The organism is Bradyrhizobium sp. 45, assembly GCF_023073155.1.
GTDB classification, from domain to species: Bacteria; Pseudomonadota; Alphaproteobacteria; order Rhizobiales; family Xanthobacteraceae; genus Bradyrhizobium; species Bradyrhizobium canariense_D.
In genome coordinates this window covers 1,346,155-1,369,939 of the sequence record NZ_JADPIX010000122.1, presented here as the reverse complement: position 1 = coordinate 1,369,939, position 23,785 = coordinate 1,346,155, and the positions used below count along the sequence as shown (strand labels likewise).

The window sequence follows — 23,785 nt, the reverse complement described above, 5'->3', positions numbered from 1 at the left end:
CACGGAAGTCCGCGGGTTTCGCTTGATCGGCGTTGCGGTCCCGCAGGAGGATAACGCCGGAACAGCCACTGGCAACGTCCGGGCGTTCATGGCTACACTCGGGACGTCCTTGAAACCGCTCACAAGAAAGCAGGAGGAACCGCGTCATGAAAATCACCGATGTGCGGGCGCACCATATCCGCATCCCCTATGACGCTGGTGTCGCGAGCTTCCGTCAGGGCGCCTCCGCCATCACCGCCCTCGACATGGTGATCCTCGAGGTCACCACCGACGCCGGGCTCACCGGCTGGGGCGATGCCTTCGCCTATGTCTGCCCCCGCACCACGCGCAGTGCCGTCGAGGAAATGATCGCACCACAAGCCCATGGGCTGCAGGTTCCCGATGCCGCCGGCATCCCCGCGGTGATGGACCAGATCCAGCGCAATCTGCATCTGTTCGGCCGTTACGGCATCACCATGTTCGCGATCTCCGGGCTCGACATCGCGCTGTGGGACCTCGCCGCCAAGATCGAGGGCGTGCCGCTGAACCGCCTGCTCGGCGACACCAGGCGCTCGGCCATTCCGGCCTATGCGAGCCTGTTGCGGATCGGTTCGCCCGACAACATCGCCGCCGAATGCAAGAAGGCGCTCGCACTCGGCTATGGCGCCATCAAGCTGCACGAGACCACGGCGCCGGCGGTGTTTGCCGCGCGCGCGGCGATCGGGCCCGGCATTCCGCTGATGGTGGACATGAACTGCCCGCTGTCAGGCGAGCAGGCGGTCGCGTTCGCCAGGACATGCGGGGACGCGCAGCCGATGTTCCTGGAAGAGCCGGTCTGGCCGCCGGAGGATTTTGCGGCGCTCGCCGAGGTCCGCAGCAAGGGCGGGCTCGGCGTCGCCGCCGGCGAGAACGCCTGCACGGAATATCAATTCCGCCAGATGATGGAGGCGGGCGCGGTCAGCCACGCCCAGCCGTCGGTGATCAAGGTCGGCGGCATCACGGAATTTCTGAAGGTTGCGGCGCTCGCGGATCGGCAAGACGTCAAGATCGTTCCGCACTCCCCGTATTTCGGCCCCGGCCTGCTGGCGACCTTGCATCTCCTGGCGGGGCGCGACGACGGGTTGGTCGAGATGTTTTACCTGAAGCGCGAGGCCTGCCTCTGGGGCGGCCGCGCCGATGTCGATGCCACCGGCCATGTCGCGGTGCCGACCGGACCTGGGCTCGGCTATGAGCCCGCCCGCAGCGTCATGGAGCGATATCGCGTCGCCTGAGCGCGGCGCCTATTTCGCCGCATCCTTCGGCGGCGGCGCATCCTGTTTCTTCTTCACATCCTCCGCGGTCTTCGCCTGCGCGGCCTGGAGATCGCCGAGCATCTTCTGCAAGCCGGCCACGGTCGTCTTCAACGCATCGATCTGGCGAGCCGCGGCGTCCAGCTTCTGCTGGTGATCGAGGTTGAACTTGGTGATCGTCTTCTGGAGGAAGTCGACGTTGCTCTGGAGGCAGCTGGTGCGGCGCTCCATGGTCTTCTCGACGGTGCAGATCTCGATACCGGGCACGTCCTGCGCGCGGACCGGCACAATCGCCAGCGTAGCGAGCAGCAACATCGCGAAACAAACGACGGCGCTTCGAAGCAGCATACAGGTTCCTTGTCAAATCAATCACGGCAATGTGCGCTTTTTGCACGCAGCCTGTCGAGGCTACCACACTCGCACCGCATTCTCGCGTTGAGCTTGCGGCTGTTCCCTCGCACGGGGAGCGATGATCTGCACGCGGAGGAAATGGGCACTCTTTCCGCGGCTTTGTTTAAGGGAGTTTTTTGATGGCAACGCGCGACAGACGACTGGCGGAATTCGACGGCGCCGGAGAACCGCCGCCCGGCCTTGCAGTCGAAGTGCTGTGCGAGGACCACAGCGGAACGTATCAGCTGCCGTTCGCCTGCCGCTATATCGAGGGACGCTGGCAGAACCACGCGGCCGGCGTCGCAGTTGAAGCAACCGTCATCGGCTGGCGCGTCCCGCGCATGAAGCATTCGGGCGTGGCCTGAGCACTGATTTCTGTCTCAAAATGCAACGGGGCCGCGTCCCGGCTTTAACCTTCGGAACGCGGCCCGAACGAATCACGTCCGAATCAGCCGTAGCGCCCCGTACGCGCCTGTTCACGGCTAGATGTCGCAACCGGCCAGCGCGCGCATACAATATCTGCACAGCGCGTGAGCGGGCTCAGCCCACCACGGGCGTCAAACGTTAACGCCTTCAATGACATGACCGCGGGGTGCGGCGGTTGGATGCTCGCTCCCAAAACAGGCAGATGGCACCCGGCCTGCCTAATATTCGACCTCGAGCTCCTCGATCTCGGCCGGCTCATCCCGTGCCGCCGCGATCCATTCCTTCATCTCCGGCATGGCGATGATGGTATCGGCATAGGCTTGCAGCTGTGGCTCGAGCTTGACGTTATAGGTCACGAAGCGCGTCACCACCGGGGCGTACATCGCGTCAGCCATGGTGCGGGTCTCGCCGAACAGGAAGGGGCCGCCCGATTTGTCCAGGCAGTCGCGCCAGATCGCCCAGACGCGATCGATGTCGGCCTGCGCGCGCGACCAGATCTTGAAGCCGGGGAAGTGCCCCTTCAGATTGACCGGCAGCGAGGCGCGCAAGGTGGTGAAGCCGGAATGGATTTCGCCGCAGATCGAGCGGCAATGCGCGCGCTGAACGCGATCCGCGGGCAGCAGCCCGGCATCCGGCATCGCCTCGTTGAGATATTCGGCGATCGCCAGCGTATCCCAGACGATCGCGCCGTCGTGCCGCAGGCACGGCACCAGGATCGACGACGACAATAGCAGGATTTCGGCACGCGCCGACGCGTCGTCCGGCGCGGTGACGATCTCATCGAAATCGAGCCCGGAAAATTTCGTCAGCAGCCAGCCACGCAGCGACCAGGACGAATAGTTCTTGCTGCTGATGGTCAGTGTCGCCTTCGCCATATGGCCTTCCCTCACGCCTAAGACTTGCACCCGCCTGGACTGCGGGAGTGCGCACCGCCTGTGCTTCCCGCCAAAAGAGCAGCAAGCGACGTGCCAATCTTGAGGACGGCCCATCTCCGGTTTGGCTCCGATATTGCATAGCAGCACGGGGACAGGTGGGCGTTTCAGTATGATGTCGATGTATTATCAGGCCTTTCAGAACCATATGGACCTGACGGCGCCGTGGCGGTCGGGGGCTTCGTCCGCACTCAAATTCCTCAATCTGGTGCCGCAGGGCTTATCGGATCAGGTCGTCGGCCGGCTGTCGGCCGCGCTGGAGTTGATCTCCCGCTCCACCCTCACCTATCACCGCCCCGCCTACGGCATCGACAGCGTCATGGTCGGCAATCGCGAGGTCGCCGTAACCGAGGAGATCGCTTACGCGACCCCGTTCGGCTCGCTGCTGCGTTTCAAGAAGGAAGGCGTGGGCGAGCAGCCGCGCATGCTCCTGGTGGCGCCGATGTCCGGCCATTTTTCGACGCTGCTGCGCGGCACCGTGAAGACGCTGCTGCAGGATCACGACGTCTACATCACCGACTGGCACAATCCACGCGACATTCCCCGCAGCGAGGGCCGTTTCGGGCTCGACGACTACACCGAGCATCTCATCGACTTCCTCGGCCAATTAGGCCCCCGCCCGCATATGGTCGCGATCTGCCAGCCCTCGGTCTCCGCACTCGCGGCCGCCGCGATCATGTGCGAGGGCAACCATCCTTCGCGGCCGGCGACGCTGACGCTGATGGCCGGCCCGATCGACACGCGCATCCAGCCGACGAGGGTCAACGAATTCGCCAAGAGCAGGCCAATCGACTGGTTCGAGCAGAACCTGATCAACTACGTGCCGATGCAGTGCCGCGGTGCCCTGCGGAAAGTCTATCCCGGCTTCGTGCAGCTCACCGCCTTCGTCTCGATGAATCTCGAGCGCCATATCAAGCAGCACATCGATCTCGCCGATCACATCGCCAAGGGCGAGAAGGAGAAGGCGGCCAGCATCAAGACCTTCTACGACGAATATTTCGCCGTGATGGACCTGCCCGCGGAATTCTACATCGAGACCGTGCGAGACGTGTTCCAGGAGCATCTTCTGCCCCAGGGCAAGCTGATGCATCGGGGACGTCCGGTGAACACCAAGGCCGTCAGCCGCATGGGGCTGATGACGGTCGAGGGCGAGAAGGACGACATCTGCTCGATCGGCCAGACGCTGGCCGCGCAAGACCTCTGCACCGGCGTACGCGCCTACCGCCGCGTCCACCACATGCAGGCCGGCGTCGGCCATTACGGCGTGTTCTCGGGCAAACGCTGGAACAACGAGATCTACCCGCTCTTGCGGGATTTCGTGCACGTGAATTCGTAACCCGTCAGCCCCTGGCCCGTACGTCACGTGCGAACCTCAACGCGCAATTGCAGTGAGGCGACCGGAGATGGGTCAGGATCGAGACGTCTCTCCTGACCAAACGGCTAGCTAAACAAACCGCACGTGCCTAATGCACTTGCTTGAGCAGCTCTCTGGCTTCAACGACTTCGGGAAGATTGCGCTCCGCATCGAATTCAGCGAGCACGGGAGCGAGCACCTCGGATACCGCGCCCGCTCCGCCATTTGTCTTATGCAGGCGTGCAAGTCCAATGGCGCTGCGCAGCTCGAAAGTCTTCACCCGTTGGTGCCGTGCGATTTCAAGCGCTCGGCTTAGCGCAGTTTCGGCCCTGGCTAGGTCCGAAGGATCATGACGCAACAAAAGCTCCCCGTAGACGCGATGCAGCTCGGCATCAAGCCAATGCTGACCGGATTGCCCCGCCCATGCGATCAATCCGCTCAAGATTTCCAGCCCGTTTTCGAGTTGGCCCGACTCTGCATCCGCCATGGCGACATGCATCCCCCAAAACGGCTCACAGAGGTAGCAGTCATTCTCGTGCAGCAAGGTCCAGCCGCGACGCATTTCCGTTAGCCCGGCCATTCCGTCGCCAGCGCGCCACTTGGCCAGGCCATTCAGGTAAGTGCCGGCGGCCACATACAGCGGCATCGTGTGGTCGCGAGCGAGACCAAGCGCCAGGATCGTCTCTGTTTGCTGCAACATGCCCCCGCATAGTCCGTCGAACACAGCTCGATGAACAAGCGCATTGGCCTGAGAAAGCGCCCGTTTTTCTCCGGAAGCCCTTATCGCTTCCGCGGCGAGGCGGCGTGCGCGGGCGATCCTGCCAAGGGGCCAAAGCACCAGGGCAAGAAACCTCATGATCACGAATGGGAGATCCAGCGCCGAGCCCCTGAACGTCGCGGGATCCGGCTCGTCACCATAGATCTCTAGTGCCTTCTCAAGATGTAATCTCGCGTTCAAGTAGTCGCCCCCGAACCAGCAGGTAACCCCGCCCGTCCAATGTGCAACGACGGCGGCCACCGGTGAGGCCGGTCGCCGGTCAGCGGCGTTCACGATGGCATCCACCAGCGCCTGCATCGGCGCGAGTTCGCCGTGTGTCAGGCAGGCATTGAAGAGACCCGAATGGACCGGCGCAAGTTCAACCGGATCATTGATGTCGGCTGCGAACTGTCGGGCGCGCGTCCATGCGGCGACCGTTTCGGGAGCGCTGTGCCCGAGGCTGCCCCGTAATGCACGGCCATATGCGATTTGAAGATGTAGCCTACCCATCATCCGGTCGTGCTCATCGGGCAGGTCATCGGCGATGGCAATCGCCTTGCCGAGATGTGCAATCGCCTCGGAATAAGCGGAGCGTTTCAGCGCCTGCAGGCCCGCCTTGCGCCACCATTCGAGGGCGACCTCGTTCAGCCCCGCCTCAGTGAAGTGGTGTGCCAGAACTTCCGGCTCAGTCTCGGCGACGACTGGAAACTTCTCGCGCAGGACATCGCCGATGCGCTTGTGAAGCACCTGCCGTTTGCTCTTGAGCAGGCTCTCGTAGGCCGCTTCCTGAACGAGGGCGTGCTTGAAACTATAGTTTGCTTCGGGCGGAGCCCCGCGACGCACCAGCAGTTCGGCCTCTTCGAGTTGCGCTAGCGCAGCGCTCAGCGTCAGATCATCGCGTCCCGCCACATATCTCAGCAGCGCGTATGAAAAGTCGCGACCGATGGCGGCGCCTATCTGCGCTAACTCCTTGACGGGGGCCAGCCGGTCAAGCCGCGCCATCAGCGAATCCTGCAGCGTCGCGGGAATAGCGAGCGGCGGGAGCGGATTATCGAGACGATAGCGCCCGGCATCTTCGAGGAGTAGCCCGGACTCCAGCACCATCTTGGTCAATTCCTCGACGAATAGTGGGATGCCATCCGTCCTATCGATGATCTGCTTCATCATCTCGCGTGGCAGCTGGCGACCAACGGCCACCTGTTCGACCAGCGCGCGCGAGTCCCGCCGATCGAGTCGGTCGAGCCGCAACAGACTGACGTTGGCAAGGCCCGACCAGGAGGGCTCGAACTCTGGCCGGGATGTCATGAGCACGAGTATCGGCAGTCCTCTGATACGATCGACCGCGAGATCGAACAGTTCAAGTGTCGTGGCATCGGCCCAATGCATATCCTCGCAGATAATCAGCAGGGGTTGCTCTCGCGCCAACCCCTCAAGCTGATCCAGAAGGGCGGCAAATGTCTGTCGCCGCTGCTGCGCCGGGCTCAAAGCCAGCGGCGGACAATGGTCGCCGGTGGGAATCGAAAGGAGAGCCGCAATGAGCGGTGTCGCTTGGGCGACCTGCTGTGTTCCAAGCGACAGCATTGCCTCGAGCTTGTCGAGCTTTTGCCCAGGCGTGTCGTGCGACCGGATGCCGGCGGCGCGCTCGAGCTGCGCGACAAAGGGATGGAGCACACTGTTGGTATGGTAGGGCGAACACTGATATCGCACCCGGCGGTGCGCCCCCAACGAGGGGCTTTCGGACAGGGTTGCGACAATGCGCGACTTGCCGATGCCCGCTTCGCCAGAAATCAATACCATCTGGCCCTGCCCCTGCCATGCCAGCCGCTGGCGCGAGAGAGTGAACTCGATCTCGTCCCTGCGGCCGACAAAACCGATCGAGCGTACCGCGCGGACCGCCTCGAAGCGACTCTCGGATGCGATCGCCCCCTCCACCGCCCAGACTGCGATTGGTTCGGCTATCCCCTTGACCTCACGGCGGCCGAGATTGCGAAACGTGAAGAGATCACCAAGCAGCCGGCGCGTCGACGAAGCAACGACGACCGCGCCCGGTTCCGCCAGGCTCTGGAGCCGAGCGGCGAGGTTTGGTGTGTCGCCGACGGTTGCCTGCTCCTCTGATGCATCTCCACTGATGAGGTCACCGACCACCACAAGCCCTGTCGCAATTGCGATGCGCAGTTCAACCCGTTCGTCGGCGCCCGTTTTGAGCTGCCCAATTGCGGAGATAGTGTCGAGGGCAGCTCGTACTGCGCGCTCCGCATCATCCTCATGCGCGCGAGGATAGCCGAAATAGACGAGTATTCCGTCGCCAACGAACCTGGCTATCCTGCCGTCATAAGCGGCAATGACGCTCGCGCAGGCGGCGCGGTAGGCCCGGATCACTTCCCACATATCCTCGGGATCGAGACGCGCCGAGAGCGCGGTCGAGCCGACCAGATCGCAAAACATAACGGTGAGGTGGCGCCGCTCGGCGTCCTGAGGAGGGGTCGGCGATGCGATCAACGCGGCTGGATCGAGGTCGGCAATAGCACGCAGCATTTTGCGGCGATGGCCTAGCAGGACTCCGAGCTTTTCAAAGTCCTCGTCCATCAGTTCGGGGAGGACGCCCACGTCGATTCCATTCTGGGCAAAACGCTCTGCGTATTGCCCAAGCCCCAGTTTCTCGAGCCACTCCGCAATCTGCATTGGCTCCACCGATCGTGTGGTTGGCGGTTAGCAGGATTTTGGACCACGGCGCGGGGACGATATCCCAACACCGCCATGATGGCACGTCTTGTTTGTTGTGCGATAATTTAGGTTACTCAGTACCGACACGGCTTCCAAGCCGGGTCGCCGCCCGATGCGAACGACTGCGCTACCAAAAATCGTCTTCCCGCAGCGTTGGACGACAGAGGTTGCGATGAGTGGTCACTACTCACTCCGGACCTGAAATCGAATCCAACACTGCGGCTTGTGCACTCGTCATGACGCCAAGCAGACGTTCTTGCGTGAGGACAATTCCTTCATTGCTTGTCCATGCGCGCTTCGTAGTTGCGAGCCATCATGCCCGCCGCAACTTGGAGCGAGGAACCAACCACCCAACAGCCGGCAACAAAGGTTATCAGGCCATTGGCTGGGTTTTGATCAAGGACAAGGATGCTGACGGACAGAGTTGCGGCAATCGCGGCGCCGAACGTTCCAGCCGCACTCATGATCTCAGCCGGCTCGGAACCATTCCACTCTTCCGAGTTGCTCGAGATCGACTTCCGCGCGACACTGCGAGACAAATCAATTCCGACATAATAGCTGAGAGCTCCATAGAGCATCGTTATCAGCACGATCCAGCCGCTTTCAAACAGTCCGCCTTTCTCACGCAACAGGGTCGCACCCACATAGAGGCCACAGGAGGCCCCAACGGCTGCGAGCCCAATTCTTTCAAGAAGATGGGCCGACCTGATCAGACCGGAACGAGCGATCCGAAGATTGCCGGAGCCCCTCGTTAGGGAAAATGCGCTGGAAACTGCATCACTAATTTTCATTGGGGGTCTCCTTCTTAGGTAAGTAGCGGCCTACCGGCCGACCCCGAATAGAGGCAGCCTCGTGGACGCGTTTTGCGATTGCCTTGATTCCAATTTCTGAAAAATCTGTGCTGAGTGATGGGGCTGGCTTGCTCGTGAGCAAGACGAGAGCCAATCCAAAGCTGCGAGCACGCGGCTACGCAGGCATTGCATCTCACCCGTGTCGGTCAGTTAGGTCCGGGTGCGGCAATTTCTTGCGGGAGTGATAGCTCGAAAGAGAGTGATGAAATATGAGACGGTTCACATAACGCGGTTCCCCGTCGCTCTATCCGATCACAATTTCCGGAGGACAAGTCTGCATCGTCGCGAGACCCGGGAGCACGGGAGCTGAATCAGTAAACAAGTTGTCCCGCGTCTCGCCGACATCAGATCTATCCCCTCATACCGTGTTTCGTGCACGTGAATTCCTGAAGCGCGAGCAAGCAATCAGCAGGATCGGACAAGGCAGCGCGGCTTTAGGAAAGACGCCGGCGCTCCGCCAGCCCTAACACACGGACATGCCGCTTTTGCCGGAGGCCAAGCCATGTCCGAACTTCCCACCCCCGCTGCAACACCCGCCGCGGTCGTCGATGCATTGAAGGCGGTCGCAGGCAATCCGCCGAAGGTGCGCGCGAGCTTCGCCAAGGGTCGATGTGTGCGCGGGACCTATGCCCCGTCCGACCGCGCGGCAGAGATTACGCGATCGCTGAGCTTCACAAAACCGTCGCGCGTGCTGGCGCGCTTCTCCGTCGGCGGCGGCAATCCCGGGGTGACCGACACCAACAACCTCGTGCTGCGCGGCTTCAGCTTCAGGCTGGGCGACGACGCCCATCGCTCGGACATCCTGACGGAAACCGCTCCGGTGCATTTTGCACGGACGCTCGACCAGATGCTCGCCTTCCTCGAGGCGCGCATTCCGGGTGCGGACGGCAAGCCTGACATCGAGAAGGTCCGGGCCTTTTCGGCAGCCAATCCTGAAACACTGAACCAGGCGAATTACGTCGCGGCACGCCGGCTGCCCGGCAGCTTTGCCGGCACGACCTATTGGGGCGTGCACTCCTTTCCCGCGACGAACGCGAAGGATGAGACCCGCTTCATCAAGTTCAAGGTCTCGCCGGTCGGCGGCGACGTCACCTTGAGCGAGGACGAAGCGAGGGCGAAGTCGGCCGATTTCCTGCATGACGATCTCGCGCGGAGGATCGTAGCCGGCGACGTCCGATTCAACGTGATGGCCTTGCTCGACCGTCCCGGCGATCCCACTATGGACGTGACCCTGCGATGGCCGGACGAGGACAACCGTGAGCAGGTGCGGCTGGGGACGATCGTCATCACCAGCCTCGAAGCCAACGCGGCCTGCGACGGCTCCATCTTCAATCCAGCCAATCTTGCCGACGGCATCGGCCATCCGCCGGACGAGATTTTTGCGGCGCGCCGCACGGCCTACACGATCTCGCTGGCGAAGCGTCGGTAACTTCAAGTCTTGTCCCGTCCACCATCCGTTTCTCGGCGCCATGCGCCCGGACTGACGCCGACGATGGACGAGAACACCCGCGTGAAATGGCTCTGATTGGCAAATCCGGCCGAGATGGCAATCTCGGATAACGGCAGGTCGCGGACTGTCATCAGTTGCTTGGCCGCCTTGACGCGCTGTTGGAGCAGCCATTGATGCGGCGGCAGGCCGGTGGAGATCCGGAATGCGCGTGAGAAGTGGCTGACTGACAGGCCAAGCTCGGTCGCGATCAGCTGCAGCGCGATCTTGCCCGAGAGATCGGAATCGAGCCGGTCACACGCACGCTTCACCTGCCATGGCGCGAGACCGCCGCGGCTCGGTTCCGCGGCCGGCTTCAGCCCACCATAGGTCTGGGCGACATGGGCGGTGAGCGCGAGCATCATGTGATCGACGAAAAGCTGGTTGGTCTCGTCGGGCCGACACAGTCCTTGCCGCAACGAGGCACCGACATGTCGAACGACCTCGTCGTCATGACCGACACCGGGCTCGTAGCTGAGCTCGCCTACGCGCGGCCCGCCCGGTTGCCTGGCAACGCTGTTGAGCGCCGAGCGCGGCAAATAGAAGAAGAGCGAGTGAAACGGCTTGTCGATCACATAGCGCGGGTCACGCTTGAGGTCGTACAGATAAGTCGCACCTGCGCGAACATCCGCCTTGGTGACACAGCGGCCCTCCTCCCAGCATTCGCAATCCGGATAGTCGCGGAGTTTCAGGCTGAGGAGATAGGCATCTTCCGCAGCCAGCGATCCGGAAATATCCGGTGTCGGATCGTCGTTGCGGACTTCGGTGACCGCGAGCTCGGCGCTGTGCAGCGAACGCGTGATCAGGACCGGTGCTTGCTTGGAGCGAAGGCCCTGCCCGAGCCTCTGCCCGTAGACGCCTGCTTGTGTCATTCTAGTAAATCCATCCGTAAAGGCACGTCTTCGCCGGCCTTCCCGAGATCCGCGCATTATCGGAGATCGCCGGCCGACGGTCCAGCTGCAGCGCATAACACGAAGCTGGCGCGGCCAGCCGTCGCACCGGGCCGTGCCGCGATGATTTCATTGTGATTTCAGCGTGATGTCACCGGCCTGGCGTCGCGAAGGACACCACCGTTGACCTGCCCGGCAGATCGCGGGGCGACTTCATCGTGCATTTTGGAAATAATTTGCGGCCTGCGCACGTCAGTTGGACCATTCCTCGCCCCAGAGCTGGACGACATGGCCCGGCGACACCTCACGAAATTGACGCACGGGCGGCTGGTAATCGGGCGCGCGCACCGGGCTTCTGATCTCGTCATTCGTGGCCTCGCGCCTGGTGCCGCGGCGCGCTGGATCGGGCACTGGCACGGCCGCCATCAGCTTCTTCGTATAGGGATGCTGCGGATTTCCGAACAGGGCCGCGCGTGGACCGGTTTCGACGATCTCGCCGAGATACATCACCGCGACGCGATGGCTCATGCGCTCGACCACCGCGATATCGTGGGAAATGAAGAGATAGGCAAGTCCCATGCTGGCCTGAAGGTCCAGCATCAGATTGACGACCTGCGCCTTGACCGAAACGTCGAGCGCCGAGACCGCTTCGTCCGCGACGATCAGCTTCGGTCCGAGCGCGAGCGCGCGGGCAATGCAGATGCGCTGGCGCTGGCCACCGGAGAATTCGTGCGGAAAGCGCGCGGCCATGTCGGCGGTGAGACCAACGCGGACAAGCAGGTCGGCGACCTTCTCCCGTGCCTGCGACGCCGTGACGAGCCCGTTGGCGAGCAATGGGGCCGCAATCGCCGTTCCCACCGACATGCGCGGGTTGAGGCTCGCGAACGGATCCTGGAACACGATCTGCATCTGCTTGCGAAAGTCACGCAAGGTGCGGGCATTCATCGCCAGCACATCCTGCCCGTCCACCAGAACGGTGCCGCTGTCCGGCTCCGTCAGCTTGAGAATGGAGCGGCCCGTCGTCGACTTGCCGCAGCCGGATTCGCCGACCAGCGCCAGCGTCTCCCCGGCGCGCAAGGTGAAGGAGATGTTCTCGACCGCATGGACGCGGCCCGAGACCTTGCCGAACAGGCCCGAGCGGATTGGAAAGCGCGTCGTGAGGTTGGAGACCTCGAGCAGCGGTCGCTCGGCAATCGAGACCGTATCGGGCGTCTCCGCCGGCTCGTCAGAGGTCCCCGTCACCTTGTCGACGGTCGGAAAACGCATCGGCCGCGTCCGCCCGTCCATCGAGCCGAGGCGTGGCACGGCCGCGAGCAGCGAGCGGGTATAAGGATGCGAGGGTGAAGCAAAGATGCGCGCGGTCGCATCGGTTTCCACTGCCTGGCCGCCATACATCACCACGGTGCGGTCCGCGATCTCGGCCACCACCCCCATGTCGTGGGTGATGAAGAGGATCGACATCTCCTCTTCCTGCTGAAGCTCCTTCAGAAGCTCCAGGATCTGGGCCTGGATCGTGACGTCGAGCGCGGTGGTCGGCTCGTCTGCGATCAGCAGCCTCGGCTTGCAGGCCAGCGCCATCGCGATCATTACGCGCTGGCGCATGCCGCCGGAGAAGCGATGCGGATGCTCGTGGAAGCGCGATTTCGCCGCAGGTATCCGCACGCGGTCGAGCAGGCATATGGTCTCGACCTCCGCCGCCGCGCGCGACAGGCCGCGGTGCTGGATCAGTGCTTCCGCAATCTGGAAGCCGATGGTCAGCACCGGATTGAGGCTCGTCATTGGCTCCTGGAAGATCATGGCGATTTCGTTGCCACGAACATCCTTCATGCTCGCTTCGGGCAGCGTCAGCAGGTCGCGACCGGCAAGCCGGACGCTGCCTTCGACGCGGCCGTTCTCCTTCGGAATGAGCCGCATGATCGAGAGCGCAGTGACGCTCTTGCCCGAACCGGACTCGCCGACGATCGCCACGGTTTCCCGCGAGGCAATATCGAACGACACGTCGCAGACGACGGGAATCCATCGCCGCTCACGCAGGAAGGACGTCGTCAGGCCGGAAACCGACAGCACCGGCGACTGCGCGTTGGCAGCGATTTGATCAGCTCCGCTTGCGCCCATGCTCATGCCAGTGTCCTAATAGCCGCGACTACGATCGACACGCCCCGGCAATTCTTCACCGCGGCGGTGGCGCGCAATCACATCCAGCACGAAATCGACCGCCGTATCCGGCGTCGTCATGCTGGCATTGTGCGGCGTGACCAGGATGCGCGGATGGCTCCAGAAAGGGTGACCCGCAGACAGCGGCTCCGGCTCGGCGACATCGAGGACAGCACCCGACAACGCGCCGCTGTCGAGCGCCGCGAGAAAGTCGGCTTCGACCAGATGCGGGCCACGCCCGACGTTGACGAGCGACGCGCCGCGCGGCAGGCGCGCGAACAAGTCCGCATTGAGGATGCCGCGGGTCTCATCCGTCAGAGGCAACAGGCAGACGAGAATGTCGGTCTGCGCAAGGAAATCCGGCAACGTCCCCATGCCCGTATAACAGGTGACGCCGTCGATCTCGCGCATCGATCGGTTCCAGCCGAGTAGTGGAAAGTCGAAAGCCGTGAGGCGTTCGAGCACGGCCTGGCCGAGTTGGCCGAGACCCATCACGCCGACGCGCCGCCGCTTCGCCGGCGTGATCCGGATCTCGCGCCAGACCTGCGCCTTCTGCTGGGCGATGAAGTGCAGGAGATCGCGATGCAGGGCGAGCACCGCCATGGTGACGTATTCGACCATGGTCTCGGCGATGCCAGGCTCCAGCATGCGAACGAGCGGAATGTGCGCTGGAAGTTTTTTCGCGTCGAACTGATCGACACCCGCACCGACCGAGAAGACCAGCTCGAGATTTGGGAAAGTCGTCGCGATGTCGTCGGGCGGCACCCACGCCACGAGATAGCGGATGTCGGCGGGATCGCCGATGTCGGGCCAGAGCCGGAATGGCACATCGGGCGCGCGCTCGGCGAAGAAGCCCGCCCATTCAGCGCCCCGAACCATGTTGGCCTTGTAGAGAACCGTCATGCCGCCAAAACTCTCAGAACGGGCTGACCGGCGCGAGCCGGCGGCCGTCGATCAGGCGCTTGTGGCTGTAGGCCGCGGGATCGACCAGCGGCGTCGCGCCCGTCACGATGTCCGCCGCGAGCTTGCCGGCCGCAGGACCGATGCCAAAGCCGTGGCCGGAGAAGCCGGTGGCAAGGAAGAAGCCAGGCATGGCATCGACCGGCGAGATGACCGGAATGGTATCCGGCGTGCAGTCGATCGTCCCGCCCCAGGCTTCCGCGATCTCGATGTCCTTCAATTCAGGGTTCGACTTGATCAGCGAAGCCAGCGCGGCATTGACCAGCGACATGTCAGGCGCGGGATCGCGCACCCGCTCGGTCTCGAATGGCGACGGCTTGTCCAAGCTCCAGTTCGTGCCGCGCATGAGCTGGTCGAAGAAGGATTTGCCGAACGACAGTTTCAACCCATTCTTGCGATGCAGATAGGTCGGCCAGAAAGTTCGCGCGTACCGGAACAGATCAGGCGACAGTTCGACCGTGCCGCGGTTGCGTAGCGCCAGGGTAAAGCCGCCGTCGAGGCGGCGGCGGATGCAATAGAAATCGGTGCCGAGCGCACCGGAGGTGATCTCCGGCCCCGGCGTGGTCCGGCACGCGGTCGCATTGACGAGGCCGATCGGCAGCTCGATGCCGTGGCGACGGCAGAATAGCGACGACCAGGCGCCGCCGGACAGCAGCACCGATTGCGTGCGAACGGTGCCCTTCTCGGTGACGACGGCGCTCACCCGTCCACCTTGCGTCTCCAACCCACGCGCGGCGCAGCCCTGATGAATCGTGACGCCGTGCTTTCGCGCGGCGGTCGCAAGCGCCGGCACGGCCATTGAGGGCTCGGCGCGCCCGTCGCTCGGCGTGTGCAATCCGCCAACCCATGTCTCGGCATTGCCGGGCAGGCGCTCGGCGACCTCCGCCGGCGTCAGCACGGTCGAGTGAACCTGCATCTCGCGCGCCGTTGCGGCCCATCGCTCCCAGCTGGCGAGCTCGTCCTTGCTCTTGGTCAGGAACAGCACGCCGGTACGGCGGAAGCCGGCATCGACGCCGGCATCGTTTTGCATGTCTTCCCACAGCCGCAGCGCCTCGCGGGCCAGCGGGATCTCCTCACGCGCGCGGCCCTGCTGGCGGCACCAGCCCCAATTGCGGCTCGACTGCTCGCCGCCGACATGGCCCTTCTCGACCAAGGCGACGGAGAGGCCCTTCTTTGCGAGATGATAGGCCGCGGAGACGCCAATGACGCCGCCGCCGATGACGACGACATCCACCTGCGCTGGCAGGCGCTCGTCACTGTTTATGCGGGTGAGCGGCGGGGACATGGGAAACTCCAGATATTCAGTTCGATCGAGACAGCTCGGCTCGTCGCTAGTTTGCAGATCATGGGATGTTCATCCGCGGATCGAGCGCGTCGCGCAGGCCGTCGCCGAGGAAGTTGAAGCTCGTCACCGCAAGCGTGATGGCGAGGCCCGGTGCAATCGCGAGCCAGGGCGCGCTGGTGAGATAGATCTGCGCGTTATTGAGCATGTTGCCGAGGCTCGCGGCCGGCGGTTGGATGCCGTAACCGAGATAGCTGAGATAGGATTCGAGCAGAATGGCCTTGGCCACGTTCAGCGTCGCCGCCACCACGATCGGCGCGATCGCATTGGGTACGAGCTCGCGGAACATGATCCGCAGATTCGACGAGCCGAACGCGAGTGCAGCAACCGCAAACTCGCGCTCCCGCAGCGAGCGCACCTGGGCCTCGACGACGCGGGCCACCCACATCCAGGCGGTTGCCGCGATCAGCACGGTGGTGGTGATGAAGCCGGGCTCGATGAGCGCCGCGAGCGCAAGCAGCAGGAAGATGGTCGGAAAGCAGAGCATGGCATCGACGAGCCGCATCAGCACCGCGCCGACCACGCCGCCATAGAAGCCGGCGAAGGCCCCGACGACGATGCCCACCGCCATCGCCATCACCATCGCGACGAAGCCGATCGACAGCGAGACGCGCGCGCCCATCATCAGCCGCGCCAGCACGTCGCGGCCGAGTTCGTCGGTGCCGAGGATGTGCGCGCCCGACAGCGGCGGTGCGAACCGCTTCATGATATCGATGTAGGTGTCGTCGAACGGCAGGAGGTACGGGCCGAATGCCGAACCGAGAACAAGGACGAGAATGATCACCGCGCCTGCAAGTGCAAGCCGGTGCCGACGAAATCGCCGCCACGCGGCCTGGCCGGGTGCGGGTTGAGCGCTGGACAAGTCTACGGTCGTCATCCCTAGCCCACCCGGATGCGCGGATCGACGACCGCATAGAGGATGTCGGCCAGCAGCGACCCGATCAGCACCATGATCGCCGAGAACATCAGAATGCCCATCACCACGGGATAGTCGCGATATCCGATGGAATCGAGGAACAGCCGGCCCATGCCGGGCCAGGTGAACACGGTTTCAGCGACCAGCGCACCACCGAGCAGCGTCGGAAACTGAAGGCCGCCCATCGTGATCATCGGCAGCAGCGCGTTACGCAAGGCGTGAACCGTAAGGATTCGCCATTCCGGCATGCCCTTGGCGCGCGCGGTGCGAATGTAGTCCTGGTTGATGACTTCGAGCATCGAGGAGCGCATGAAGCGGCCCCACATCGCGGTCTCCACCAGCGCCAGCACCAGCGCCGGCGCAATGAGATGATGGAGCAGATCGAGCAGGGAGCCATCGCCGACGGTCTGCCGGTTGCCGGCCGGCAGCCAGCCGAGCTTCACCGAGAACACATAGATGGTGACGAGGCCGAACCAGAAGGTCGGGATCGACAATGCGATCATGGCGCCGACGGTTGCGAGCGAATCGAACAGCGAATAGCGGCGCAGCGCACCGAGCACGCCAATCCAGCAGCCGAGCAGCACCGCGATGATGGTCGCAGTCGCCATCAGTTCCAGCGTGGCGCCGAGATGCGACGAGATCACCGCCAGCACCGCCTCGCCGTCACGATGCGAGCGGCCCCAATCGCCCCTCAGCATCCGGCCGAACCAATCGAGATACTGGATCGGCAGCGAACGATCGAGGCCGAGTTGCCGCGTGACGCGGTCGAGATCCTCCTGCGTCATCTGCGCGGACGCCGCGAATTGCGAGAGCGGACCGCCGGGCGCCAGATGCAGGATGGCGAAGCCGATCGCGGACACGATCACCAGCAGCATGATCGCCTGCGCCAGGCGATTGGCGACGTAACGGGCCATCTCAGGCGATCTCGCGCGCCTGAACCATCAGGCCCAATACCATTCGCGAATGTTCCAGCAGTTGATCGACATGTTGATGTTGGGACGGAAGCCTTGCAGCCCTTCCTTCACACCTTCGGCGATGAAGCCCTGGAACAGCGGCAGGATCGCGAGGTCGTCGCGGATGAGCTTTTGCAGAGCGCCATAGGTCGTCTTGCGCTGCGCCAGATCGAACTGCTTGGCACCTTCGGCGAGAAGCCGATCCGCCTCCGGGTTGCGATACTGATAGGTGTTGTAGCCGCGGCCACCTTTGGCAGGAATGGCGCCGGAGCCGAAGCGGGGCGTCACGTCGGGGTCGCTGCCGAGCATGAAATTCACTCCCACGATCACCGAATTGAATTTCGATTGCTGCCAGAAGTCGCCCCAGATCACGGCGGCCGGCATGTTGTTGACGCGCATCGCGGCACCGATCGCGCGCCAGTCCTGGATCAGCAGCTGCTGGGTCTGCTCACGCACCGCATTGCCCGACGTCGTTGAATTGGTGAATTCGAGCTTGACGCCGCCTTTCTCGCGCACGCCGCCGGCGCCGCGGACCCAACCGGCCGCATCGAGCAGCGTGTTGGCCTTGGCCGGATCGTATTTGTGCTGCGGCAGTCCCTGCTGGAACGACCAGGCCTGTTGCGGCACGAAGCTTTCGGTCTGCGTCGGCAAGCCGTAGTTCAGCGCGTCGATGATCGCCTGCTTGTTGATCGCGAGATACAGCGCCTCGCGCACCGTGCGGTCCGCCAACGCGCCGAACTCCAGATTGGGCGCGATGTGCTCCACCGACGACGTGGATGAGACGAAGATCTTGCGGCCCTTCAGCGTCTTCGCTTCCTGCACGAAGTTCGGCAGAATGCCTTGCAGGCCGGTGTAATCGACCTGGCCGGTGCGGAACTGGGTGTAGAGCACGGTCAGGTCTGGAATGTATTTGAACACCACGCGCTCAACGTAGGGTCCCTTGGCGTGATAGCCGGTATGGGCATTCAACTGAATGTGGTCGCCCGGCACGCGCTCGCCCCAGCGGAACGGTCCGGTGCCGACAGGCGCATTGTGGAACGGCGAGGCGTTCGGATCGGTCACCTTCTCCAGGATGTGCTTGGGCACGATGAAGGTCAGCGATCCCAGGATCGACATATAGGGCGAATAGGGAGCTTCCATGCGCCAGTGAATCTCGTCGGGCGCGACGATCTTGATGTCCTTGACGAGACTATGGCCGACGCGGCTGCGCGCGCGAAAATCGGGGTTGTTGATCAGCTCAAGCGAGAACTTCACGTCCTCGGCCGTGAACGGCGTGCCGTCGTGCCATTTCACGTCGCTGCGGAGCTTGATCTTCCAGGTCAGGCCGTCGGCCGAGAGGCCGCCATTCTCGACCGTCGGGACTTCGCGGGCGAGGTCGGGAACGAACTTGCCGTCGGGATCGATGAACCAGAGCGGCGAGAACACCTGCCACCAGATGCCCTGATCGACTTCGATGCCCGGCATCAGGGGATGAAAGACCGTCGGCTCCTGCGACAGCGCCGCGATCACCTGTCCGCGCGGCTTGTCCGGCGGATTGGTCGGGCGTTCTGTCTGCGCAAATGCGTTGCCCGATAGCGTCCATCCCGCCGCGGCGCCGGCCCCGAGCTGAAAGATCTGACGGCGATTCGGATTGCCGAGATGCAGTGCCCCAACGCCGAACTTCCCGGTGTCGTCCGCCATGACCACTCTCCGTTGTCGCACGCGGCACCGTCTCCCGGGCCCCGAGACCCCGGCAAAGGGACAGGAATGGGCTTTAGTGCTTCTAAATTTTCTGTCAAAAGTTCATCACGACTAAATACAGCTGTCAATCATATTGCTAGGATGCGCGACCTTTTCACTCCGACTGAAGCTCCGGAACGTCATTGTCCGGGCTGAGATGATGCATGGGAGAGCGACATGGATGGTCGCGGCGAGATCAACGATCCGAAGGATGCCCCGCCGACCGAAGCCGACGATGCCGTCGACCAGCGCCTCGGCGAGACCGTGCGGCTGCTGCGGCAGCGCGCGGGCCTGTCGATCCAGGACGTCGCCAAGAAGACCGGCCTCTCCAACGGCATGATCAGCCAGCTCGAACGCGCGCGCGCCATGCCGTCGATACGCACGCTGCGCCTGCTCAGCATCGCGCTCGACGTTCCCATCTCCTATTTCTTCGAGACCACCGATCCCGCCGACGTGCAGCGCTATATCGTGCGCAAGAACGGCCGGCGCCTGCTGCGGCTCACCGCCAGCGGCGTCGTCAAGGAAGCGCTGACGCCGGCAGACAAAGGCCAGCTCGAATTCTACGAGCTCACGCTCAATCCCGGCGCCTCGTCCGGCACCGACTTCCTGCAGCACACCGGCGAGAAGGCGGGCTACATCCTCTCAGGCAGCCTGCGGCTGTGGCTCGACAACCAGGCCCATCTGCTCGACGCCGGCGACAGCTTTCGCTTTCCGAGCATCGTGCCGCACATGTTCGACAACCCGACCCAGCAGACGGCCCGCGTGATCTGGGTGACGACGCTGCGCCAGACCGATTCGCCGGCAGGTTGAAAGCGCCGCCAGCCCGGCACCACCGCAAATTGCCCCTCGACGCTGCCGCGCGGAATCTGTAGCTCACATCTGTAGCTCACGTGGAGCCGGTCATTGACAGGGCGGACACGAGGGTCTGCCACTGACGCGTTGGTGTGAGACCATGAAACTCAGGCGGCTTCTGACACTCGCGATGGCCGCGCAGGTCATCGTGACCGCGGCGGCTCTCCTCGTCTCCTATGCCGCGACCGGAACCGGGTTCGGCATTGCCCAGATCGTCGCCATGCTCGCAAGCGGCGCCATTGCGGTCCTGCTCGCTCGTCTGTGCACGCGCGCGATCGAAACGGCGCAGGAAAAACGGGCCGCCGCGCTACTGACCGAGCAGGCGCGGGCCAGCGCACAGATGACGCAAGCGGTCATCAAGACCGCGCTCGATGCCTTCGTTCAGACCGACCAGAACGGCATCGTGCTGGAATGGAGCCTTCAGGCCGAGGCCCTGACGGGATGGACGCACAAGGAGGCGCTCGGCACGGACGTCGTCAATCTCCTCATCGCCGAGCCGCTGCGCGACGGCTTCAGGCAACGCATGATGCGGCTGCTGCCGGAATTGTCGGATACGCCGATCGGCATCCGGTTCGAAGCGACCCTGCTGCACCGGGACGGCGACGAGATCCTGATCGAGGCCTCCAGCACGGCGCTCCACATCGGGGGGCGCACCCTCATCAACAATTTCGTCAAGGATGTCACCCAGAAGCGCGCCGCCGAGGAGCAGCTGATCCAGGCCCAGAAGATGGAGGCGATCGGTCAGCTCACCGGCGGCATTGCGCACGAATTCAACAACATGCTCACCGTGATCACGGGCACGATCGAGATCCTCGCCGACGCCGTGAAGGATAATCCGCCGCTCGCGACCATCACCAAGCTGATCAGCGACGCCGCCGATCGCGGCGCCGCGCTGACGTCGAGCCTGTTGTCCTTTGCCCGCAAGCAGGCGCTCAAGCCGGCCGAGAGCGACATCAACGAGCTGCTCGAAGAGCTCGCAAAGCTGCTGCTGGCAACCTTCGACAAGAAGATCGAGATCGTGACCCGGCTCGACGGCAACATTTGGCTCGCCCTCGTCGATCGCGGCCAATTGAGCTCGGCGCTTCTCAACCTCGCGATCAACGCCCGCGACGCGATGCTGGACGGCGGCAGACTGACGTTGACGACGCGCAACGTCGTGTTCGGCGTCCGCGAGGCCGTGGCGGTCGGGGCCGGCTATGCCGGCGACTATGTCGAGATCGAGATAGGCGATACCGGCACTGGCATTCCGCCGGCCATTCTGGAGCGGATCTTCGATCCCTTCTTCTCGACCAAGGACATCGGGAAGGGCACCGGGCTCGGGCTCAGCATGGTGTTCGGATTCATCAAGCAGTCCGGTGGCGGAATCAAGGTCGCTTCCGAAGAAGGACGCGGCACGACTTTCACGATCTATCTGCCGAAGGCGGAGGCGAGCACGCTTCGCCCCACCGGCTATGACGAGCGCAAGGTCGTGGGCGGGACGGAAACCATTCTTTGTGTCGAGGACGACCGCGACGTCCGCCAGTACGTCACGGTTCAGCTCGAAAGCCTCGGCTACAAGGTCATCTCGGCCGCCAATGCAGCCGAGGCACTGGCCATCGCGGCCGAAGGCACGCCCTTCGACCTGCTTTTCACCGACATCGTGATGGCCGGCAGCTTGAACGGACGAGAGCTCGCCGACGAGATGGTGGCATCGCGCCCCTCGCTGCGGGTGCTCTTCACGTCGGGCTATGCCTACGACGCCCCGCATGCGCAGGGGCGCGCCACCAAGGGCGCACCGCTTCTGACAAAGCCCTACCGCAAGGCCGAGCTCGCGCGCATGCTGCGCCGCTCTCTCGACACCGCTGTCGACGACGCGGGCGATCCGATCCCGACGCCCTATTCCGTGCAGGCCGATCTCGAAGGCTTTCTGCGCAGGCAGGCGGCTGAACGCGATGGCGCGACAAGGTCGCGGAAGACCTAGGCCATCCGCTGCGAATTCCAACGCGGGTGGCATGGTTGAATGGTCAATCAACGACAAGCTAAAAGACTGCGACGATCAGTATTGCTGGGGCGATGTTACTCAGGCGACGACGTTCAAATGATGCCGCGTCTTCGCGCCGCGCGCTCCCCAACCGACATCGGGAAGCCGCCGGCGCATCAGCTCATCTTCCGCCGCAGCGTCGCTGACGGCGTCTCGCCGAATTTTTCGCGATAGGCGCCGGCCATGCGGCCGAGATGGGTGAAGCCGAGATCGAAGGCGATCTCGGTGATCGAAGTGTCCAGCTCGGCTTGCGTGAGCCGGGTGTGGAGATTGGCGAGGCGCATGTCGAGCAGCATCTGCGAGATCGACACGCCGAAATGACGGCGGAAACCGAGCTGTAGCGCGCGGATGCCGATCCCGGACTCACAGGCGAGGTGCGCAACGTCGAGCGGCTCGCAGGCATTCGCCGCGAGGCAGTCCCGCGCAGTGTGCAGCGCGCGCGGCAGACGCTCGCCCTGGCCCGAGAACGTTCTGATCGCGTCGGACAGGCCGTGCCGCTGGCCGTCGAGGAGGTAATGAAGCAGCGCCTCGCGCCAGCCCGCGGTCGCGACCGGTGAAAGCCTGCCGGACGGTCCGAGACCTTCGGCGAGCATCATCAGCTCGACGAGCTTCGCCGCGAGGCCGCGCGCGGCCGGCACGTTCAGGTCGAGCGTAGGGTCGAACTCGACCGCGCCGGTCGCCCTGCCCGACAATGCCGCTGCGCGCTGCTCGACCATGCGGCGGTCGAGCAGCAGGATCGCTTGCGCCGACTCGGTCCAGATCATCCGGGTCGGGATGGTCGGCGACAACAGCGACGCCGTCCGTTCCGGCGCTGTGTCGAGTTCGCGGGTACCTGCGCGGATACGGGCCGTGCCGGCGAGCGGGATCTGCACCAGGAAGAAGCGGTCGAGGCAGCCGGGATCGATGGTGACGGATCCGCCATAGGCGACATAGTTGATGGAAAAGCCGTCGAAGGCGGCACAATTGTGCCTGGCCGAGAAGCCCGACCTCCGCATCGGCGTCAGATCATGCGGGCAGAAGATGCGCCCGACCTGCTCGGCCGCCTCGTCGGCGTCGTCGGTGGTGACGCGGGCGAAAGCCGCGAGCCTTTCGGCCGCGGATCGAGGCGTGCTCATTTCCAGCTCGGCTGCGGACATCGCCGACCACGCTTGGCATCACGGAATATTTTAAACCTATAATAGTTCCCCGTCCCCGGAAAGAGCCCTGTCGCAAAAACGTCGTGCCGCACGGCACAGGACGTGTCCGGATTCGTTTAGCGGATAGACAGCAGCCCGCGCCTGACCGAAGCTCCACCCTCGTCGGGATCCACGATGGAGGCGAGCCATGACTGCACTCGAGAAGGGCATTACCGCGAACGGCACGGGCTATGGCGGCAAGACCTGGAATATTCTGGGCCAGGTCTATTTTCCCAAGGCCGTCACCGATTCCACCTTTGCCTTCGAGACCAACAGCGAGCCGGGCCAGTTCGTGCCAGTGCACATCCATCCGACCCAGGACGAATTCATCCTGGTGCAGGAGGGCACGCTCGACCTCAAGCTCGACGGCAAATGGGTCAAGGCCAACGCCGGCGATCTCGTGCGCCTGCCGCGCGGCATCCCGCACGGCTATTTCAACAAGTCCGACAAGCCGGCCCGCGCGCTGTTCTGGGTCTCGCCGATGCAGAAGCTGGAGGCGCTGTTCAACCAGTTCCACAATCTGGCCGACCCCGCCGAGGTCGTGCGCATCTCGGCCCTGCACGAGGTCGACTTCCTGCCGCCTGAAGCCAACGACTAGGCGGCCGCCCGACTCCCA

19 protein-coding genes are annotated in these 23,785 nt (G+C 63.7%); 7 read left to right on the top strand and 12 right to left on the bottom strand.

Annotation, left to right across the window (positions count from 1 at the left end; all coding sequences use genetic code 11):
- Positions 1-146 precede the first annotated feature (146 nt).
- Positions 147-1,250 (top strand): mandelate racemase/muconate lactonizing enzyme family protein, encoded by a 1,104-nt coding sequence (locus IVB42_RS26935; RefSeq protein ID WP_085395674.1) that lies wholly within the window; start codon positions 147-149, stop codon positions 1,248-1,250.
- A 9-nt stretch (positions 1,251-1,259) separates the two neighbouring features.
- On the opposite strand, the gene IVB42_RS26930 is transcribed toward IVB42_RS26935, so the two are convergent.
- Positions 1,260-1,616, bottom strand: coding sequence for a hypothetical protein (locus IVB42_RS26930; RefSeq protein WP_085395675.1), 357 nt, complete (start codon positions 1,614-1,616; stop codon positions 1,260-1,262).
- 182 nt (positions 1,617-1,798) lie between these two features.
- Here IVB42_RS26930 and IVB42_RS26925 point away from each other — a divergent pair, with 182 nt between their 5' ends.
- Positions 1,799-2,023, top strand: a complete 225-nt coding sequence (locus IVB42_RS26925; protein ID WP_018454113.1) for a hypothetical protein — start codon at positions 1,799-1,801, stop codon at positions 2,021-2,023.
- 279 nt (positions 2,024-2,302) lie between these two features.
- Here the strand turns inward: IVB42_RS26925 and IVB42_RS26920 are convergent, their stop codons facing one another.
- Positions 2,303-2,959, bottom strand: a complete 657-nt coding sequence (locus IVB42_RS26920; protein WP_085395676.1) for a glutathione S-transferase family protein — start codon at positions 2,957-2,959, stop codon at positions 2,303-2,305.
- Positions 2,960-3,128: 169 nt separating this feature from the next.
- Between IVB42_RS26920 and phaZ the strand changes: the two genes are divergently transcribed.
- Complete coding sequence (gene phaZ / locus IVB42_RS26915) at positions 3,129-4,352, top strand: polyhydroxyalkanoate depolymerase (protein ID WP_018454111.1); 1,224 nt, start codon at positions 3,129-3,131, stop codon at positions 4,350-4,352.
- Positions 4,353-4,479: 127 nt separating this feature from the next.
- Here the strand turns inward: phaZ and IVB42_RS26910 are convergent, their stop codons facing one another.
- Together IVB42_RS26910 and IVB42_RS26905 are read right to left on the bottom strand one after the other, a co-directional pair.
- Positions 4,480-7,809 carry an adenylate/guanylate cyclase domain-containing protein gene (locus tag IVB42_RS26910; RefSeq protein WP_247294985.1) on the bottom strand — a complete coding sequence of 1,110 codons (3,330 nt, stop codon included), beginning with the start codon at positions 7,807-7,809 and terminating at the stop codon, positions 4,480-4,482.
- Positions 7,810-8,126: 317 nt separating this feature from the next.
- Positions 8,127-8,642 carry a hypothetical protein gene (locus IVB42_RS26905; protein ID WP_204512115.1) on the bottom strand — a complete coding sequence of 172 codons (516 nt, stop codon included), beginning with the start codon at positions 8,640-8,642 and terminating at the stop codon, positions 8,127-8,129.
- Between the two features lie 562 nt (positions 8,643-9,204).
- Here IVB42_RS26905 and IVB42_RS26900 point away from each other — a divergent pair.
- Entirely contained in the window at positions 9,205-10,131 is a 927-nt protein-coding gene (locus tag IVB42_RS26900; RefSeq protein WP_085361470.1) for a catalase family peroxidase, read from the top strand.
- A gap of 2 nt (positions 10,132-10,133) precedes the next feature.
- On the opposite strand, the gene IVB42_RS26895 is transcribed toward IVB42_RS26900, so the two are convergent.
- The 7 genes from IVB42_RS26895 to IVB42_RS26865 form a co-directional block, all read right to left on the bottom strand.
- Positions 10,134-11,060, bottom strand: a complete 927-nt coding sequence (locus IVB42_RS26895; RefSeq protein WP_085385352.1) for an AraC family transcriptional regulator — start codon at positions 11,058-11,060, stop codon at positions 10,134-10,136.
- Between the two features lie 270 nt (positions 11,061-11,330).
- The gene (locus IVB42_RS26890; protein ID WP_204512116.1) at positions 11,331-13,199 is read right to left on the bottom strand and encodes an ABC transporter ATP-binding protein; all 1,869 of its coding nucleotides are present in this window, start codon (positions 13,197-13,199) and stop codon (positions 11,331-11,333) included.
- Positions 13,200-13,208: 9 nt separating this feature from the next.
- Entirely contained in the window at positions 13,209-14,135 is a 927-nt protein-coding gene (locus tag IVB42_RS26885; RefSeq protein ID WP_204512117.1) for a glyoxylate/hydroxypyruvate reductase A, read from the bottom strand.
- A 13-nt stretch (positions 14,136-14,148) separates the two neighbouring features.
- Positions 14,149-15,477: an FAD-binding oxidoreductase gene (locus tag IVB42_RS26880; protein WP_247294987.1), complete on the bottom strand. Its 1,329-nt coding sequence runs from the start codon at positions 15,475-15,477 to the stop codon at positions 14,149-14,151.
- Positions 15,478-15,535: 58 nt separating this feature from the next.
- Positions 15,536-16,411 (bottom strand): ABC transporter permease, encoded by an 876-nt coding sequence (locus IVB42_RS26875; protein ID WP_085361475.1) that lies wholly within the window; start codon positions 16,409-16,411, stop codon positions 15,536-15,538.
- Between the two features lie 2 nt (positions 16,412-16,413).
- A complete protein-coding gene (locus IVB42_RS26870; RefSeq protein ID WP_247397513.1) occupies positions 16,414-17,364 on the bottom strand; it encodes an ABC transporter permease in 951 nt (316 codons plus the stop codon).
- Positions 17,365-17,391: 27 nt separating this feature from the next.
- Entirely contained in the window at positions 17,392-19,083 is a 1,692-nt protein-coding gene (locus IVB42_RS26865; RefSeq protein WP_085351879.1) for a peptide ABC transporter substrate-binding protein, read from the bottom strand.
- 216 nt (positions 19,084-19,299) lie between these two features.
- On the opposite strand from IVB42_RS26865, the gene IVB42_RS26860 reads away from it, so the two are divergent.
- On the top strand, positions 19,300-19,932 hold the full coding sequence (locus IVB42_RS26860; protein WP_018454100.1) for a cupin domain-containing protein: 633 nt from the start codon (positions 19,300-19,302) through the stop codon (positions 19,930-19,932).
- A gap of 142 nt (positions 19,933-20,074) precedes the next feature.
- Complete coding sequence (locus IVB42_RS26855; RefSeq protein WP_247294990.1) at positions 20,075-21,934, top strand: ATP-binding protein; 1,860 nt, start codon at positions 20,075-20,077, stop codon at positions 21,932-21,934.
- A 176-nt stretch (positions 21,935-22,110) separates the two neighbouring features.
- On the opposite strand, the gene IVB42_RS26850 is transcribed toward IVB42_RS26855, so the two are convergent.
- A complete protein-coding gene (locus IVB42_RS26850) occupies positions 22,111-23,130 on the bottom strand; it encodes an AraC family transcriptional regulator (RefSeq protein ID WP_018454098.1) in 1,020 nt (339 codons plus the stop codon).
- Between the two features lie 187 nt (positions 23,131-23,317).
- Here IVB42_RS26850 and IVB42_RS26845 point away from each other — a divergent pair, with 187 nt between their 5' ends.
- Positions 23,318-23,767, top strand: coding sequence for a cupin domain-containing protein (locus tag IVB42_RS26845; RefSeq protein WP_247471357.1), 450 nt, complete (start codon positions 23,318-23,320; stop codon positions 23,765-23,767).
- The last annotated feature ends 18 nt before the right edge of the window (positions 23,768-23,785 follow it).

Bases quoted from the DNA above. Each gene is read 5' to 3' on its own strand.
- IVB42_RS26880 (WP_247294987.1), bottom strand. From the start codon at position 15,477: ATGTCCCCGCCGCTCACCCGCATAAACAGTGACGAGCGCCTGCCAGCG.
- IVB42_RS26910 (WP_247294985.1), bottom strand. From the start codon at position 7,809: ATGCAGATTGCGGAGTGGCTCGAGAAACTGGGGCTTGGGCAATACGCA.
- IVB42_RS26930 (WP_085395675.1), bottom strand. From the start codon at position 1,616: ATGCTGCTTCGAAGCGCCGTCGTTTGTTTCGCGATGTTGCTGCTCGCT.
- IVB42_RS26850 (WP_018454098.1), bottom strand. From the start codon at position 23,130: ATGTCCGCAGCCGAGCTGGAAATGAGCACGCCTCGATCCGCGGCCGAA.
- IVB42_RS26845 (WP_247471357.1), top strand. From the start codon at position 23,318: ATGACTGCACTCGAGAAGGGCATTACCGCGAACGGCACGGGCTATGGC.
- IVB42_RS26865 (WP_085351879.1), bottom strand. From the start codon at position 19,083: ATGGCGGACGACACCGGGAAGTTCGGCGTTGGGGCACTGCATCTCGGC.
- IVB42_RS26855 (WP_247294990.1), top strand. From the start codon at position 20,075: ATGAAACTCAGGCGGCTTCTGACACTCGCGATGGCCGCGCAGGTCATC.
- IVB42_RS26900 (WP_085361470.1), top strand. From the start codon at position 9,205: ATGTCCGAACTTCCCACCCCCGCTGCAACACCCGCCGCGGTCGTCGAT.
- phaZ (WP_018454111.1), top strand. From the start codon at position 3,129: ATGATGTCGATGTATTATCAGGCCTTTCAGAACCATATGGACCTGACG.
- IVB42_RS26905 (WP_204512115.1), bottom strand. From the start codon at position 8,642: ATGAAAATTAGTGATGCAGTTTCCAGCGCATTTTCCCTAACGAGGGGC.
- IVB42_RS26870 (WP_247397513.1), bottom strand. From the start codon at position 17,364: ATGGCCCGTTACGTCGCCAATCGCCTGGCGCAGGCGATCATGCTGCTG.
- IVB42_RS26895 (WP_085385352.1), bottom strand. From the start codon at position 11,060: ATGACACAAGCAGGCGTCTACGGGCAGAGGCTCGGGCAGGGCCTTCGC.
- IVB42_RS26860 (WP_018454100.1), top strand. From the start codon at position 19,300: ATGGATGGTCGCGGCGAGATCAACGATCCGAAGGATGCCCCGCCGACC.
- IVB42_RS26875 (WP_085361475.1), bottom strand. From the start codon at position 16,411: ATGACGACCGTAGACTTGTCCAGCGCTCAACCCGCACCCGGCCAGGCC.
- IVB42_RS26935 (WP_085395674.1), top strand. From the start codon at position 147: ATGAAAATCACCGATGTGCGGGCGCACCATATCCGCATCCCCTATGAC.
- IVB42_RS26885 (WP_204512117.1), bottom strand. From the start codon at position 14,135: ATGACGGTTCTCTACAAGGCCAACATGGTTCGGGGCGCTGAATGGGCG.
- IVB42_RS26890 (WP_204512116.1), bottom strand. From the start codon at position 13,199: ATGAGCATGGGCGCAAGCGGAGCTGATCAAATCGCTGCCAACGCGCAG.
- IVB42_RS26925 (WP_018454113.1), top strand. From the start codon at position 1,799: ATGGCAACGCGCGACAGACGACTGGCGGAATTCGACGGCGCCGGAGAA.
- IVB42_RS26920 (WP_085395676.1), bottom strand. From the start codon at position 2,959: ATGGCGAAGGCGACACTGACCATCAGCAGCAAGAACTATTCGTCCTGG.